The organism is Shewanella sp. SM32 (genome assembly GCF_025654235.1).
Lineage (GTDB): Bacteria > Pseudomonadota > Gammaproteobacteria > Enterobacterales > Shewanellaceae > Shewanella > Shewanella oncorhynchi.
In genome coordinates this window covers 120724-137685 of sequence record NZ_JAKKRO010000005.1, presented here as the reverse complement: position 1 = coordinate 137685, position 16962 = coordinate 120724, and the positions used below count along the sequence as shown (strand labels likewise).

13 protein-coding genes are annotated in these 16962 nt (G+C 45.5%); 6 read left to right on the top strand and 7 right to left on the bottom strand.

The features are described from left to right. Positions 1 to 417 precede the first annotated feature (417 nt). Positions 418 to 1290 carry a 6-carboxytetrahydropterin synthase gene (locus L5M10_RS03665; RefSeq protein ID WP_263254845.1) on the top strand — a complete coding sequence of 291 codons (873 nt, stop codon included), beginning with the start codon at positions 418 to 420 and terminating at the stop codon, positions 1288 to 1290. 298 nt (positions 1291 to 1588) lie between these two features. Continuing rightward, positions 1589 to 2527, top strand: a complete 939-nt coding sequence (locus tag L5M10_RS03660; RefSeq protein ID WP_411569338.1) for a M23 family metallopeptidase — start codon at positions 1589 to 1591, stop codon at positions 2525 to 2527. Positions 2528 to 2681: 154 nt separating this feature from the next. Here the strand turns inward: L5M10_RS03660 and L5M10_RS03655 are convergent, their stop codons facing one another. From L5M10_RS03655 to L5M10_RS03645, 3 genes are all read right to left on the bottom strand, one after another. Beyond that, a complete protein-coding gene (locus L5M10_RS03655; RefSeq protein WP_263254844.1) occupies positions 2682 to 2942 on the bottom strand; it encodes a DUF5062 family protein in 261 nt (86 codons plus the stop codon). A gap of 292 nt (positions 2943 to 3234) precedes the next feature. Then, the gene (locus L5M10_RS03650) at positions 3235 to 3918 is read right to left on the bottom strand and encodes a VOC family protein (protein WP_263254843.1); all 684 of its coding nucleotides are present in this window, start codon (positions 3916 to 3918) and stop codon (positions 3235 to 3237) included. A gap of 174 nt (positions 3919 to 4092) precedes the next feature. Further along, complete coding sequence (locus tag L5M10_RS03645) at positions 4093 to 4605, bottom strand: murein L,D-transpeptidase family protein (protein WP_028759690.1); 513 nt, start codon at positions 4603 to 4605, stop codon at positions 4093 to 4095. A gap of 172 nt (positions 4606 to 4777) precedes the next feature. On the opposite strand from L5M10_RS03645, the gene L5M10_RS03640 reads away from it, so the two are divergent. Together L5M10_RS03640 and L5M10_RS03635 are read left to right on the top strand one after the other, a co-directional pair. Beyond that, positions 4778 to 5635, top strand: a complete 858-nt coding sequence (locus L5M10_RS03640) for an ion transporter (protein ID WP_263254842.1) — start codon at positions 4778 to 4780, stop codon at positions 5633 to 5635. A 46-nt stretch (positions 5636 to 5681) separates the two neighbouring features. After that, on the top strand, positions 5682 to 7223 hold the full coding sequence (locus tag L5M10_RS03635; RefSeq protein ID WP_263254841.1) for an MATE family efflux transporter: 1542 nt from the start codon (positions 5682 to 5684) through the stop codon (positions 7221 to 7223). Between the two features lie 243 nt (positions 7224 to 7466). Here the strand turns inward: L5M10_RS03635 and L5M10_RS03630 are convergent, their stop codons facing one another. Beyond that, positions 7467 to 7664 carry a DUF2986 domain-containing protein gene (locus tag L5M10_RS03630; protein ID WP_028759693.1) on the bottom strand — a complete coding sequence of 66 codons (198 nt, stop codon included), beginning with the start codon at positions 7662 to 7664 and terminating at the stop codon, positions 7467 to 7469. 338 nt (positions 7665 to 8002) lie between these two features. Here L5M10_RS03630 and yqfB point away from each other — a divergent pair, with 338 nt between their 5' ends. Further along, positions 8003 to 8323 (top strand): N(4)-acetylcytidine aminohydrolase, encoded by a 321-nt coding sequence (gene yqfB / locus L5M10_RS03625; RefSeq protein WP_028759694.1) that lies wholly within the window; start codon positions 8003 to 8005, stop codon positions 8321 to 8323. A gap of 24 nt (positions 8324 to 8347) precedes the next feature. Continuing rightward, positions 8348 to 9442 carry a hypothetical protein gene (locus L5M10_RS03620; protein ID WP_028759695.1) on the top strand — a complete coding sequence of 365 codons (1095 nt, stop codon included), beginning with the start codon at positions 8348 to 8350 and terminating at the stop codon, positions 9440 to 9442. Positions 9443 to 9557: 115 nt separating this feature from the next. Here the strand turns inward: L5M10_RS03620 and L5M10_RS03615 are convergent, their stop codons facing one another. The 3 genes from L5M10_RS03615 to L5M10_RS03605 are packed head-to-tail and all read right to left on the bottom strand — an operon-like array spanning position 9558 to position 16930. Next, positions 9558 to 12605 (bottom strand): efflux RND transporter permease subunit, encoded by a 3048-nt coding sequence (locus L5M10_RS03615; protein ID WP_263254840.1) that lies wholly within the window; start codon positions 12603 to 12605, stop codon positions 9558 to 9560. Next, positions 12602 to 15853 (bottom strand): efflux RND transporter permease subunit, encoded by a 3252-nt coding sequence (locus tag L5M10_RS03610; RefSeq protein ID WP_263138497.1) that lies wholly within the window; start codon positions 15851 to 15853, stop codon positions 12602 to 12604. Before L5M10_RS03610 ends, L5M10_RS03615 begins: the two co-directional genes overlap by 4 nt. Before the next feature lie 12 nt (positions 15854 to 15865). Next, positions 15866 to 16930: an efflux RND transporter periplasmic adaptor subunit gene (locus L5M10_RS03605; RefSeq protein ID WP_105252698.1), complete on the bottom strand. Its 1065-nt coding sequence runs from the start codon at positions 16928 to 16930 to the stop codon at positions 15866 to 15868. Between the last annotated feature and the right edge of the window lie 32 nt (positions 16931 to 16962).

Genomic DNA, 16962 nt, shown 5'->3' with positions numbered 1-16962 from the left:
CTGAGTGATAATGCTTTGTTTCGATTGGGTCTATCGTTGTTGCGGATTAAGCTTTTGCGATCTAATTCGCTGTTTTTACGTTGTTATTTTGCTAGGTTGAGTGGTATTTCTGTTAAGGCTTTATCTGTTAATCGACAAGGTCGATGCATTGTTGCTTTCTGCCTATCGGTACCTGATGGTTGCAATGAGTTGCATTGCTGGATTTTCGACTACCTGATACACACATCTGATACAAACATCTGATACAAAATATTAGGCCGAGTGGATTCATTTGTCGCGACAACAGACGGAATTGATTAGAATCTCTGTTCATGTTGAGTTAACTCGTGTTGAGTGCCTCAAGTTAGCATGCTCGGCCATCGCCAAGCGGTGCTATAAAATTACATAGGCGGACTGTTTTTCTGCCGAGGAGCGTTAATGCAATTGTTTGTCAAAGATTTAACTGTGATCGATTTTTCCTATTTGTGCCCAAAGCGCGGCATGGTGGGGGAGAGTTGGATTGTTGATGTTCTGCTAGAGGGCGGATTAGACGAGCAAAACATGGTACTCGATTTTGCTAAAGTCAAACGTACGATTAAGCAGACCATAGATGCGGTGGCCGATCATCGTTTATTAGTGCCTACGGCCTGCAGCAGTGTGCGATGGCAACAGCAGGGTGATAGAGTATGGATGGATTTTGATAGTCAGTTAGGTGAAATTCATTTGGCCTGTCCTTCACAAGCCTTTGCCTTAGTGCCGACCGAAGAGATTGATATTCCCAGCGTGAATGCCTTTTTACAGAAAGCATTGCGCGAAGCTTTACCTAAGAATGTCGAAGGGATCACGCTCACCTTGAGACACGAAATTCTCGATACGCCTTATTACCATTACAGCCATGGTTTACGTAAACACGATGGTAATTGTCAGCGTATCGCCCATGGGCATCGTAGTCCTATTCACGTTTATGAAAATGGCAGTCCAGCACTTAAGTGGGATGAGTATTGGGCCAAACGTTGGCACGATATTTATTTAGGCAGTGAAGAGGACCTGGTTTCAGTTAAGACCCTTAATCTTTCGCCGCAAACGCGGATAACCGATGACAGCCACTATGGCTTTCATTACCAAGCCCCCCAAGGGGATTTCCAATTGGCAATGCCAAAGGAATGCTGTGATTTAATTCCCCACGACACGACGGTTGAGTTGTTAGCCGATTATATTGCCACGACATTAGTCGCTAAAGTGCCAGGAAGTCAGTTTAAAGTGGTGGCGTTTGAAGGTGTTGGCAAGGGCGCGATCGTCGTTAAGGGATAGGCACTACGAGCTGATATAAGTGAATGGACTTAAACTATTCACCTTTTAATCACGGATTTAATAGGCCTCGGTAGATTATCGGGGCTTTTTTGTTTGTTTTTAGCATAGGCTGAACTGAGATTACGACAGGGATGTGGGTTTGCAGAATCGATTTTTATGGTGCGTTAGGTTAACGTGGCATTGATTGAATTCGGCTGCGTTTTGTGTCGCGATGAATGTATTGAGTGGGTCTTGATCCCTATTGCCCATCGATAAGGATTTTTTGAAGATGTTGGAAACTAGGATATTGGAAACTAAGATGCTGGAAAATAATAAGATGTTGGGAAATAAAGTATCGCAATTTTTATCTCACGGTGGAGCCCCCCTAAGTTCAAATCCAGTGCGCTGCTTATCGGCATTATTCACTTTGGGCCTAGTGCTCATTGCGCCTCAGGTACAAGCTGAGGTGAGTTTACAGGGTAAGTTAGAGCAAGGCGCATTAATGCGGGGTCAAGCGCCAGCGGGCACTCAGATTAGCTTAAATGGTGAAGCCATCAAGGTCACGCCAGATGGTCATTTTACCTTTGGTTTTGATCGCGACGGTGAACTGAGCCAGCAGCTAACCTTGGTTTATCCCGATGGTTTGACTGAGGTTAAGCCTTTAACCTTAACCAAGCGAGAGTACGACATTCAAAGTGTAAAGGGCATTAGCTCGAAGATTATGAAGCCCGATCCTGTCGCGCAGGAAAGAGCGGCGAAAGACACGGCGCAAGTGAAAGCGGCGCGGGCAACATTTAGTGAGCAAACTGCATTTTTACAGGCGTTTATTTGGCCTCTGACGGGGCGTATTTCAGGCGTTTACGGTAGCCAGCGTATTTATAACGATGTACCCGGTAATCCACACTTTGGGGTGGATGTGGCGGCGAAAACCGGCACTGTAGTGGTCGCCCCCGCCGATGGTGTTATTAGTCTTTCTGTGCCTGACATGTTTTATTCGGGCGGGACTATGGTGATCGACCATGGTTATGGCGTGAGTTCGAGTTTTTTGCACTTGAGTAAGCTGTACGTCAACGCGGGTGAAGCGGTTAAGCAAGGCCAAGCTGTTGCAGAGGTGGGCGCAACAGGCCGTGCAAATGGTCCACACTTAGATTGGCGAGTGAACTGGTATCAAATGCGCCTCGACCCTACGACCATAGTGCCGCCAATGGCAACAGTGCTAGCGAATGAGAAAGCTAACAAAGCGGCCAAAAAGGGCTAGGTTTGATATCCAGTTCTGGCTCACTTAAATGGCGCAATGATGCGCCATTTAATGGTGATCCTTATCGTGAACACTTAGCGAGTTGGCTTCGTTCTAGGCTAGCTTCAAATGTCCGCTTGCCAATAATTATTTTTAACCGAGTCGCCTAAAAAGATTACTTCAACAGTGGATGATCAGCTGGCAGTTGGCGGGTGATCCATAAAATCAGTTTGTGTTTCATGTTTGGCCTATCTTCTTTATCTTTGGCCAGTGGCTGAATCAAGTTGTCAGTGACTAATAAACGATAAATGCATTCCACTTTGTCTTTGGGTGAGATGCCTTTGTCGAAGTCTGCATATCCGCGTTTTTTGGCATAGCCCACGCCGATTTCCATGGCGAACTTCAATATTTGTGCTTCGTTCTTGTGTGGCTTCATTGGCGATCCTCTGTTTGCACATAGCATCCATCTACTGGACACGATAATTTGTGCCTGATGGCATCTGCGAGTTATATGTCCTAAGTTACGCTAAATATGCTGTTTTTTAGATTTAATTTTGGCGATTTTTGACAAAACTACCAAAAAACTGACCTAAAAATAACGAGAATATTGAATCTGATTAAATTGTCATCAACTCAGATGTTAACTCAGTTACTGTCGTAGGTTTTAGCTAAGGCAAGTGCCAATGAAAATCTAAGCTCAGTTTTATCTGCCTGAGTTTAAGTCTGACTTAGTATTCAGATACTTGTTCGCTCGCGATGACCGCTTTTATGCCATGGGGATGCACTTTAATGCACACATTGCCGCGTTTAAAGGCGATAGTTGGATTGGCTAAACGTTCTTTATCGCCTTTGGGCGAGCTCATCTTGACCTTAATCTCAGCAAGGGATGGCAAGTCTGGTAATCTTGACTGCTCTGATTCAGCTGTCTGCTCAGATTGCGGCAATGGACTCAGTCCTAGGTTGAGTAAAGAGCGGAGTGTTGGACATAAGACCAGTAAATCTTGGCTCAAGGTATCGTAATCTTTGGCTTTAGAATCAATAACTAACTCTATGTGCTCCCAGCCTTCCTGTGGATAAACTTTATCACTAGGATAGGGAAGCTCGACGCAGGCAATGCTAAATTGACCGAGTGTGAGTGGCGTGTCTAGCTCGATGATCAGAATCGTACGGCCATTGATGATGTTGTCTGAAATGATTTTACCTATGCGGCTAAAGGCGTCTTTCAGTGCATTGGCGCTGGCGATGGAATTGACGCGCAGCGCGACATGGTCGCAAACCAGTGCTTTATCTGTTAAATCTAAGGTCTTAAGGAAAGCGACAATTTGTGCTTCAAAGGCTGGCCAGTATTGGATTAATTGCTCATAGCTGAGGTTTGCACTGTGCGGCGCAACAGGCTCGTTGAATTTAGGCATAAATACTCCAAGGCATTTCTATTGGCGTTAGTTTTATCCCTTAAGTAAATGACTGAGACTATTACAACTAACATCATGCTTTTAATGGTTAAATAAAAACGCCCATTAAGCTGGGCGTGTTTGATATCGTTCAATTATCTATTTGGCATTTTGCCATTAGGAAGCGGGCTAAGATTAAGGCCAAATCTCAATCGGCGTTCCTTCATCGACTACTTTCCACACTTCATCCATTTCGGCGTTGGTAATCGCGATACAGCCGTCAGTCCAGTTGTATTGCTGAGCTTGTTCTGGCGGCAGTGACGACTTAGGGTTTTGGCCGTGGATCATGATCATGCCTCCGGGTCTAATGCCTAAGGCTTTGGCTCTGAGTTTATCCTCTTCATTAGGATAGGAAATATGGATCGATTTATAATAAGCACTATCTGGCTTTTTATAATCTAGGGTATAACGCCCCTGTGGTGTGCGTTGATCGCCTTCCTTTAATTTGTGTCCAGCGGGTAGGTCACCCATGGCGATACGATATTGTTTGAGCACTTTGCCATCGCGCAATAAAGCCATACTGGATTCGGATTTTGTAATCACCACCAGATCCACTTTACCCATGCCAGAGGCATGTAATTCGGGTGAAACGAGAGCCGCGATAGTCACAGTGAGAGATGTCAATGTGGAAAGTAGGGTGGCGCGCATGAAGTCCTCGAAAATAAACACAGGTTATTGGCTTTTTTCGGCATCATACCGCAATTTTATCCTACTGTGAGTAGATAATTTTGAGCTAGGTGCAATTGCATGGCAGACTCGTGGCATATTTATGCTGTAATCCCTGTGTTAGTCAGTTTGTTGCAAGGAAGTAAAAGTTTGTATGTCTGAGAATATCGAATCCGAAAGTCCGTTAAAACGTCAATTACGTACCATTATTTTTGGCACTGATACTCCCGCTGGCCGCTATTTTGATATCGCCCTCATGGTGTGTATTGTGTTGAGTGTCGGCTTAGTGTTCCTCGACACAGTAGAGATATTCCATCGCGAATACGGCCAGCTTATTTCTGTGTTGGAATGGGTATTTACCATTATTTTTACGATTGAATATGGCCTACGTTTGTACTGCGCGACTCATCCTGTTTTATATGCTCGCAGCTTTTATGGTTTAGTGGATTTGTTATCGGTATTGCCAAGTTATCTGGCGTTGCTGATCCCTGGTGCTAACTTTACCTTAGTCATCCGGATACTTAGGCTGTTTAGGATTTTCCGCGTACTCAAATTACTGCGTTATTTGAGTGAAGGAAATGTTCTACTTAGGGCGATGATGCAGTCGAGTCGTAAGGTTTTTTTGTTTTTCTTCTCGGTCAGTTTGATCGTTATGGTACTGAGTTCAGTAATGTATGTGGTTGAAGGGCCTGATAATGGTTTCAGTTCAATCCCTAAATCTGTGTACTGGACAATTGTGACTATTACTACAGTCGGTTATGGCGACATTACCCCGAAAACCGGATTAGGTCAGGCGATTGCGGCTTTTACTATGCTGATTGGTTACTCGATTATCGCAATCCCAACGGGGATTTTAACCGCCGAGAGATCCCAAGAAGTAGGGCGTCATCGAGATTTACGCTCGTGTAATCAATGTCATAAGACAGGTCATGATATTGATGCCATGTATTGTAGTCGTTGCGGATGTGAGTTAGATAGCTTGGATGTGTCCGTTGATAAAGGCGTTTCATGATGACTTCGGCGAACACTTTTTATTTTTTTGTAGGTAAAAGACACGTATGACGCAAGCCAAGTTTGTTGAAGGCCCCATATTACGCCATATCTTAGTGATGAGTTCGACCGCCGCGGTAGGGATTTCTGCCTTATTTGTCGTGGATTTACTGGATATCTTTTTCCTGAGCCTATTGGGAGAGCATGAACTCGCGGCGGCTGTGGGCTATGCGGGGAGTATTTCGTTTTTTACCACATCGATTGGAATTGGTTTATCGATTGCATTAGGGGCTTTAGTGTCTCGCTCGATTGGCGCAAAAGAGGTGGTGTTGGCAAAGCGCTTATTACTCAATAGCGCGGTTGTGACGACACTGATCAGTGTGCTGGTGGCGGCTGTGGTCACCATCTTCATTCCTGAGCTAGTTGCCTTAGTGGGCGCGAATGGTCATACGGCAGAGCTTGCTGCGAGCTATTTGTATATTCTCGTGCCTTCCTTGCCTTTTATCTGTCTTGCGATGGCACTCGGCGGGGCTTTGCGCGCCGTGGGTGATGCAAAGTTATCTATGATGTCGACCTTAGCGGGGGGCGGCGTTAATGCGGTACTCGATCCGATTTTTATCTTCATGTTCGCCATGGGGATTGAAGGCGCTGCATTGGCATCCGTTTTAGCGCGGGTGGCGGTATTTGTGATTGCCGCTCGCGGTGTGGTGGTTAAGCATAAGTTGTTAGGCCATTTTGATAAGGCACATTTTGTCGCTGATCTTAAGCCCATCTTTGCCATTGCAGGCCCTGCGATGTTAACCAATGTAGCAACTCCCATCGGAAATGCCTTTGTGACCCGAGCGATCGCCGATTTCGGTGATGCTTATGTGGCAGGCTGGGCAGTATTGGGGCGTTTAATCCCTGTGGCTTTTGGGATGATCTTTGCACTGTCCGGCGCGATTGGACCTATTGTTGGGCAAAACTTTGGGGCAGGTCAGTTTGACCGAGTACGTGAGAGTTTAACGCGGGCGATTCAGTTTTGTACTGTGTATGTGCTGGTAATGTCTTTGCTGCTGTTTATGCTTAAGTCACATTTGGTCAGTGTGTTTGATATGAAGGGCGACAGCGCTGATCTAATTCACTTTTTCTGCAGTTATATCGCAGTATTCTTTATCTTTTCAGGGATTTTATTTGTGGCGAATGCGTCCTTTAATAACCTTGGCAAGGCCAAATATTCCACGCTATTTAACGTAGGTAAAGCCACTTTAGGCACTGTGCCCTTTGTGTATTTTGGTGCGCTTTGGGGTGGTGTTTACGGTGTATTGATTGGGCAAATTTTAGGGTCTATTTTGTTTGGTACATTAGGTGTGTGGGTTGCCTATCGTTTAGTGGATAAAGTGGCGGCGCAGGCACAGTTTTCAGCCGCGCCTAATCTTGATGCTGCGAATGCTATCCCCCGTAATGTAGTACTGAGTGAGGAAGAGGAAATCGCTAATTGTGTTGCACAGAACTTACCGAGTGCGACCAATCCGCTTTCATCCTCGTGCGTGCAGATGGCGCAATTAACGGAGGAGCAAGAAAATGAGCCCGTATTGCCCTATTTAGACGAGGGGAAAAAGCCTAATTGACGTTATGTGGCTTAGCTGTGCCGTGTAGAAGCTGTGGGCAAGAACGCAGATAAAAATGAGCTCTTAATAATGAGGAGCAGTCAGAAAGCTGCTAATGATAGGAATGCTGAAAAACAAAATGCCACAAGATTGCTTGTGGCATTTTGTTTGAAACGGCGTTTGCACTTCATTTAGTTAAGCTAACAATGCCAAAATACGCCGCTAAAAAACTATTCTGCTGAGCTTCTTATTCTTCGGTACTGCTTATTCTTCAATACTTGGCGTGTCTTGTTGGCCTTCGACTTGTTCAGTCGCGGCTTCTGATGCCGCCATTTTTGCGCGATCAGCCTTAGAGATGTAACCTGATTTTGCAGGTGAGCCGATAGTCACTGGGTCGACTTTATTCAGTCTGGCCTTAGCGCGTTTAGCTATTTTCTTGATGATCTTTTGTTTCTTGTTCATGACGTCTCTAATTTCGTTTCGCACCCGCTACGCGCAGGAATATGAGGCCAAGGGCTCAATTGAGGCGGGATTCTAACTCAATCTGAGCGAACTGACCATGTTTTGCTGAATTTTGTCGAAAACAACGGCCACTCTTTGGGAACTAGTTTTGCTATATGGCGTTAGCATAACAATTTGACCCAAACGGTGCTGTTAGTATTTCACACGACAAATGCTGCAAATTCTGCGGTGTAGGCTGTCAGTGTGGATCAAAAGCCATTATATTGCCTAGCATTATGAGTTTGAAAAATTGACTCTAATGTTATTTTATTGCTCATATCCTGAGCCGAGGAAGATGTGTGTTATTAACTAAAATCACTTTTTTTGAGCGCTTTGAGCACGATATATTAAGTGGCACTAAAACCATTACGCTGCGTGATGAAACGGAATCCCATGTGATTGCAGGTCAAACACTTCCCGTTTCAACCTTCGAAACCGACCGCTGGTTTTGTGATATCCATATTATTGATGTCGTGCCTATTTTATTTTCTGATCTGTCAGATCAACATGCCAAGCAGGAAAATATGTCACTCTCTGAGCTTCGTCGGGTGATTAACGAGATCTATCCTGGACTTGAACAGTTGTTTCAAATTCAGTTTTGTGTGGTGAGAGAAAAATAAAAATATTTATTACAAGGAGTTGAAATGAAAGTCTTGATGTTTAAAACCCCTTTACTGGTGATATTGGCTGTGAGCACTTTATCGGCCTGTACCATAGCCCCCTACAAGGTAAACCTTGATACTAACCAACAAGAAAAGCTCAATAATGCACAATTAGTCGTTGATTTATCAAATAAAAAATTAGGAGCTCAGTATCACTTATATGGCACGTCTGATGGTACGTTAGCTGCAGCGGGTGTCACTGCAGGGGCGCTTGGCGGTTTAATTGTCGGTTTGACAGAGGCTGCAATTAATGAATCCCGAGAGACTGATGCAGAAGAAGCGATAACAAAAATTAGAGAGTTACTTGCGGGCGATACCTTAAAAAAGGCCTATGAGAAGCAGTACCAAATGTTGATCACGACCTTGCCTCAATTGGCTGACAATCAAGTGAAGGTTTATGATGAATGGCCTTCAAAAGGAATTAAAACCTTAGGATTAGCACCAGATGATACTGCGCTTATCCTCACACCGGAATACAGCTTAACACCGGATAACACAATGCTGCATGTATTGTTACAGGTCCAACTATATCAAGGTGCCGTTAAGGGGGAAAAGCCGCAATTGCTTTACCAAAACCGCTTCCTATACCAATCAAAATCGAATCCCTATGTGGATAGACTCCGCACCGAAGAAGAAAAGCAGGAGTATCTTGCGAAAATTAATGCCAAGTATGCCAAATTGCCTGATGGCATGCGTGAACGTTTAAGGGAGATTAAAAAGCGTGACAAAGCCTTAGCCGCGGTTAATGAGCCTTTAGATGAGCAAGCGTTCGCTGCAAAACAGGCTAAGACATGGCTAGCGGATAATGGTCAGCCGTTACGTCAGTATCTTGAGGAAGGGGTACAGGAAGTATTTAACATGTTTGCATATGATGTTGCTGAGCAAACTGATTTTACGCAAGGAAAAGTGTTTCCCATCGCTTTTCGCTCATTTTCGAATACATCCGGTGAGCGTCGTTGGTACCGATTAGGGGATAATTTCAGTAAAGGTATTATGTTATCACTCAATAGCAACGACTTTTTTAGAGGGACGAAAACTGCGCAAGGTCAGGTGATTGTCGCGCCGTTAAGGCAATAATTAATTATTTTTTAATAAAAAAGGCCGCACAGCAGCCTTTTTATTACAAATTCAATGGCATATTAAGTTGTCGAAGATTGCTGAACTGTTCAAGAACATCAGCTATCCAAGACAACTAAACCGTCCAAGGTAACAGTTTTTTCGCAAAGTGATCGGCTTGGCCTAAGCGAATCGCTGCGCGGTGACGCATCCGATAAAATGCTTGATAGCACAGGGGGACTAAGTACAAGCTAGTCACTGTCGAGAACGATAAGCCACCGATAATGGCGATTGCCATGGGGTAATATGGCGGGCCGCCGCCACCGATTTGGGTATCACCCATTGCCAGTGGGACTAATCCCAGTACTGTTGTACCTACTGTCATTAACACAGGCCGCAAACGGGTGATACACACCTCCCGAATGGTGTCAGACAATTTGTCGAGATCCGGTGTCATCTGATTGATTTGATCCACTAGAACGATACCGTTGTTCACCACTATCCCCATTAAAATCAAGATACCTATCATTGCCATCACTGAAATAGGGGTGCCTGTGATAAACAGCGCCCAGAATACACCTGTGATGGAAAATAGGATCGAGGTAATAATCGCCGTTGGTAATAGTAGAGATTCAAACAACGCCGCCATAACAATATAAATCATCGCGACAGCCAAGAGCATATTAGTCACCATCACGTTCTGATCTTCATCTTGGCGCTCGAAGCCACCACGGAGTGAATAGCCGTAACCATCGGGGAAACGGATATTTTCCATCACTTGCTTGATCTTAGTTTGCGCCTCTTCTGTGGTGAGGTTTTCTAAGTTAGCCCCAATCGACAGCGAGGTTTGGCGATTGAAGTGTTTGATAGTATCGAAGCGGGGTTGGATCTCAATCTTCGCCAGATTATCTAAGGTGTACACTCTTTGGTCGAGGCGTACTATGGGTAACTGCTTGAGTTTCTCAAGTGACTTTTGCCACTCTTTCTCGTAGGCCATTTCGATGCGCAGCTCGCCATTAGGATCGTGGCGGAAGGATCGTAGCAGTGAACCGCGCAGTGCCATGGAGATACTTGAGGCAATTTCATTGAGTTTTAAATCTAACCGCGCCGCCATTTGTCTATCAATGCGGATAATCACTTCTTGCTGAGCGCCATTAAGCTCGGAGCGAACATCTTGCAATCCTTTGATGTTTTGCAACAAAGGAATAACTTGCTCGCTCAAATTAATCAGCTCAGAGGTTGAACGCCCTGTCAGTGTGACTCGCACGCCAGAGTTGTCATTGCCCCAGCCAAATTGCGGTTTGGCGATGGAATACTTAGGGAAGCCACTGCGGATTTTCTTTTTTAACTCATCCACTGACATAGGCAAATCTTTCTTTAGGAGGATCACCGATGAGCCATCGTCAGAGGCATAATAGCTGTAGACAGAATCAATATGGAATTCCTCTTTATTGTTATAAAGATACTCTTCCATTTGGTTGATCATTGCCTCAGTGACATTGAGATTATGTCGACCTTCTACTTGATAGTTAATGTAGATTCGCTCATTGCTCTCGCTGTCTTCTTGGTCCTGTTTAACCATAGATAGCGGCAGGGCGGTGGATGCGAGGATCGCTACAGCAATCACGCCTGAACGCCAAGGTCTGAGCAATACCCAATCTAGGGTATTATTGTAAAAACGTTGTAATTTACCTGCATCCTTTTCGGGTGCGATGTCGAAGTGAAACTTAGTCAACATCAAAGGGATTAAGGTTTTTGCGACCAATAGCGACGCGGCGAGTGAAATACAAATCGCAATAGCAACATGCTCTAGAAAAATGGTGATCTCGACTTTTACGCCAAAAATATTAGGTAAAAATACAATGGCGGTTGTCATTGTGCCTGCCAATACCGCCAGAGACACTTTATCGACCCCCGTCATGACAGACTCTTCATTGTCTTTAGGGTGTTTACCTTGTTTTTCCTGCAGTACGCTCTCAGTGACAACCACAGCGTTATCAATAAGCATACCGACGGCGAGCAGGAGTCCCATCATAGACAGAATATTCAAGCTGTAACCGAGTAGATACATAGCGGCGAGCGTCATACCGATTGAAATAGGCACGGATGACACAACCACTAAAGTCATTTTAAAATTACGCAGGAATAAGTACAGCACGACAAAGGACAGCAGTGCACCGATTAACCCTGAAAGCAGCAAATCCATTAGTGAAGATTTTACTCCAGAGGCTTGATCTTCCATGATAAATAGGCGAATACCTTGGAACTGTTGGTCCTGCTTCGCAAGCTCAATCACCTTCATGACACGGTCTGACACTTCGACTAAGTTAGCGCCAGATTCCTTAAACACATCCAAACCCACGGCATAGTGCTTATCTAAATGTCGACCTTCGATACGTTCAGGTAGGGCAAATTGCACATCGGCGATATCGCCTAAGGTCAATCCGGGGATCAGTACTAGTGCTTTGATATCTTCAAGGTTTCTAAACTCACCCTTAGGTGAAACTTGATAAACGATATTACTGGCCCTGAGTGTGCCAGCGCTCAGCACAAAGTTCTCTCTGCTGAGACGTTGTTGCAAATCTGTGGCTGAAAATCCACTGGCGGCAAGGCGATCGGTATTGATGCGTACCTCAATTTGCTTTTGCTCAACGCCGTACAGGCTGACCTTAGAGACACCTTCAACACGTTCAAGCGGACGCTTGAGCTGTTTATCGAGTAGATCGAATGCACCTGAAAGCTCACGATCACTTGAGATGCGTATGGTGAGCACAGGCATGTCGGCGGTGGAGAATTGGCGGATAAAGACCCGCTCCACATCCTTGGGCAGTAAATGCCGCACTGCATCGATTTTTTCCCGCGCTTCTAAGCTCTTAGTGGCAACGTTTTCCCCCCACTTCATGTTGATTTCGATTTCGGCGCCTTCTTGGGAGGATTCTGATTCAAGCTCATCAATCCCCCCCATAGTCGCGAGGGATTCCTCCAGCACTTTGGTTATATCGCGTTCCACTTCAGCAGGGGTCGAGCCTTTGTAAGGCACTTCCACCACTATCTGTGGGATATCAATACCGGGGAACATTTCCAGCGGTAATAGGCGACTCGAGGCGAGACCAAACAGCAAGATAGCAAAGAAGAACATGCTGGTGGTTACGGGGCGCTTAATGGCTAAACGGGTGAGGTTCATGGGCGAGCCTCCTCTACGTTTACATGTGAGCCTGTTGCTGCGTATTCTTTTCGATCAAACAGGGCATAGAGCACTGGGAGCACAATTAAGGTCAGTAGTGTTGATAAACTCAGACCAAAGATCACCGTAATCGCCATCGGTGCGCGCACCTCTGAGCCATCACCTAGACCTAGCGCCATCGGCAATAAGCCTAAGGTCGTGGTGAGGGTTGTCATCATAATCGGGCGTAGGCGCGATTTAGCTGCATCGCGAATGGCATCAAGTTTTTGAGCACCTTCGCTACGCAGTTGATTGATCCGATCCACAAGCACAATCGCGTTGTTCACGACGATCCCCGCCAACATGATAAGGCCAATAAATACCACCACACTCAAGTTAGTTTGGGTGATATAAAGCCCAAGTACACTGCCACCTAATGCCATAGGTACGGCAAAGAGGATAAGCAAGGGATGTAATAGTGATTCAAACTGACTCGCCATGACTAAATATACTAAGAAAATCGCTAAGATAAGGGCAATTTTGAGTGATTGGAATGAGTGCTCCATTTCCTCATTTTGACCACCAAAACGGGCCTGAACCGATGCGGGTAACACTTGTTGCGATAGTATCTGCTGCGCCTGTGCAACCGCATCGCTTAAATCACCATAGGCGAGGTTAGCTGATACGAGAGCCACACGTTGTTGGCTGATGCGGTTAATCGCAGATGGGCCTAATTGCAATGAAACTTCTGCAACTGCGCTTAATGCAATAGGCTGACTGCTATTCGGATTGATGATTAAGGCATCGATATCGCTGATTTGATCCCGCTCCGCGAGTTCACTGCGCACCAGAATATCAATCTTACGGTCACGCACTGTGTATTGACTGGCAACAGTACCACCAACACGTTGGGCGATACGGTTCGCAACCGTTGGCGCATCCATTCCTAGAGCCGCTAACCTTGCATGATCGAAACGGATACTTAGCTCAGGTTGACCATCACGTAGACTGGTGTTCACGTCGGCAAAACGCTCCGATGCGGATAATGCTTTGACGAGACTATCTGCGCTGCGTTTGAGCAAGTTTAAATCGTAACCTGTGAGTTCAATTTCCAGTGGCGTTTTAAAGCTGAATAACTCAGGTTGCTCAATTTTCGCTTCAAGTTCAGGAATGCGGCGCGCAGTATCACGTAATACTTGAGTGACTGCGTTATAGGCACTGTGGTCGTTAAGCACCACTTGCAAGCGGCCCCAGTTTTCACCCCCGCGGGCAGTATCCGAAGTCATCAAACCGCCACTACCGGCTTGGCTATAAGCATGTTTAACTTCGGCTCTGTCTTTAATGGACAGTGCAAGTTGCTGTAATATCTTGTCGGTTTCGCTTACTGCCGTACCCGGCGGCAGTAAGATCTCCACGTAAAACTCGCCCTGATTCATTGGCGGAATAAGCTCCATACCAAGTCGCGGTAACAAGCTAATACAAGCGCCTGTTATCGCAATCGTGAGTAACAGTGTTGCTTTCTGTTGGCGCAGCGCCGAGGCCAGAAGCTTGTAATAAACCTTCTCAATACTGTGGTAGACAAAGTTAAATGCTGAGCTTAACGGGCGCATCACTAGACCAATAAGCCATGAGAAAAAGCGGCCTAAAATCAACACTAAGGTCAGTAGTGCACTGGGTAAGTAACTAACAATTAATAGAATAGGAAAGGAAAACACAGTCGCGCTATAGTGTTTAAGCTTGCCCATTTTAGTGGTGGGTTTATCCTTAGGTGTCGTTTTTATCAGCGCGGGTAAGGTTTTAAAGCCTTCACGTGATGCCAGCATTGGAATGGACGTTAACGCGACTAATAGCGATGCTAACAGTGCAAAAGTGACCGTTAGCGCTTGGTCTGAGAAGAGGGCGCCGGCAATCCCATCCACAAATACTAGCGGCACAAACACCGCAAGAGTGGTGAGTGTTGAGGCAAAAATTGCGCCTGCCACTTCTTTAGTCCCCGTCACAGCGGCTTCTAATTTACTCATTCCTTCGCTACGGCAGCGGTCAATGTTCTCTAATACCACAATGGCGTTATCGACCAAGAGACCTATGGCAAGGGCGATACCACCTAATGACATAATATTTAAGCTGATATCGGCAAAATACATCATGTTAAAGGTGGCGATGACTGAGAAGGGAATCGAGATAGAAATAATCAGTGTCGGGATGATATTACGCAAGAACAGGTAAATCACTAGCATAGATAACAAGCTGCCCATCAGCGCAGAAGAGGTGACTTCGCTGACCGCACTTTCGATAAACTCAGACTGATCGTAAATCACTTCGAGCTTATTTTGCTTAGGGTCTTGATTGATTTTGACGAGTTCATCGCGCAGTTTTTTGGCGACAGCGACAGTATTTGCATCACCTTCTTTATAAATGGCCAGTTCAATCGATTCTTGACTGCCGATGCGGGTGATATCACTACGCTCCTTGTAGGCATCTGTGATGGTAGCAACTTCGAATAAACGGACTAAAGCTTGCTCATCGCGATAGACGATCACTTGGCCGAGTTCATCTAATGAGTTGAATTGGTTTAGCGTTCGTACTAAGTATTCGCGATCACCTTGGATCACTTTACCCGCAGAGAGGTTGATGTTTTCCTCATTAATACGACGTTTAATATCATCGGCATTGAGATTGAGCTGCGACAGTTTTTCTTGATTGAGCTGAATATGAACTTCTTGCTCTAGGCCGCCAGATAAACGCACGGCGGCGACCCCAGATAGCGCCTCTAAACGACGCTTAAGCTCTTCCTCTGCATAGGTGCGCATTTGTTTGAGATCGGCTTCTGAGGCATTGGGCACAGACAGCGCAAGACGCATAATGGGGTCGAGATTGGGGTTAAAACGCAGTAATAAGGGCTTTTTAACATCAAGTGGCAGAGCGATAGTGTCGAGCTTTTCACGTACATCTAAACTCGCCATATCCATTGTTGTGCCCCATTCAAACTCAAGCACCACATCTGACATGCCGGAGCGCGAAATAGAACTGATTTTACGTAAGCCTTTGACCACGCCAACGGCTTCTTCAATTGGTTTAGAGACGAGCTGTTCAACTTCTACTGGCGCCGCACCGTCATACATAGTGCGAATGGTTAACGTGGGATAGCTTAAGTCTGGCAGTAACTTCACCGCTAGGCGGGAAAATCCCACCATACCGAATAAAATCACCGCCAGCATGAACATCCATACCGTGACTGGCCGTTTAACAGAAGTGCTGATAATTGACATGAAAGGCTCCTATCAGTTCTTAGCGGAAGCAAGATCGAGTGGGGTGATCACTTCGACTAAGGATTGGTCTTTCAAGTTTTGCTGGCCACGGGTCACGACTTGTTCACCGGGATTAATACCTGTAATCACTTCTACCGAATCACCTTCACGGTAGCCAATTTCGACTTCACGACGGTTCGCATTGGTACCATCAATAACATAAAGCGCTTGTTTGTTGTCTTGGTTAATCAAGGCGCTGTAGGGAACGGTAATCACGTTCTCGTGGGTGTCGTATTTGAGCTCAACTCGGGTAAACATGCCAGCTTTAAGGCGCGCCTCTTGATTCGGCACAGCAAGTGTCACCTTAAAGGTGCCACTTTGTGGGTCCACAATCGGGCTTATGCGCAACACTTTGGCGTGGATAGCATTCTTGCTATGTTGATTACTAAACACTTGTGCTTCTTGGCCGAGTTTTAAGCTCGCAAGCTGTTGCTCTGGCAAATGAACTATACCGTGAAGTTCATCTTGGTTGACTATATAAAACAAGTCGCCAAATTCCTTCGCCATATTGCCAGCTTTCACATAGCGTTTAGCAACTACACCGCTGATAGGGGACAGTACGCGGCTTTCTTTTACTTGCAGTTCAGCGAGATCTTTTTTAGCGATAGCGGCTTGCAAGTTATATTCAAGTTTGGCCATTGAATCCGCGCTGATAAATTCTCTGTTGCTCATTTTCTTCAGACGATTTAATTCTTGCTCGATGATTTTGACTTCGGCTTCTGAGCGGTCTAAATCATATTGCTGCCTCTTGGCATCAATAACAGCCAGCACTTGTCCCTTTTGAACGCGGTCACCTTCTTCAACAGCGAGAGATTCAATGAGCCCTGATATACGACTCACTACATTGGCTTCCTGTGGCGCTTCTAAGGTGGCAGTTGTACTGTAAAAAGATGAAACGTTTCCTTGCATCACTGTAGTGGTTTCGACGGGAATGGCATATTTTTCTTCTTTTTTGACCACTTCTTCCTCACCACAGGCTGCTAGCATCGAAATCATTAGCAGTGGCAGGGTGAATTGAGCAATTTTTGACTTTTCCATAAGAATGTTACCTGTTGTCTTTATTGTGATGC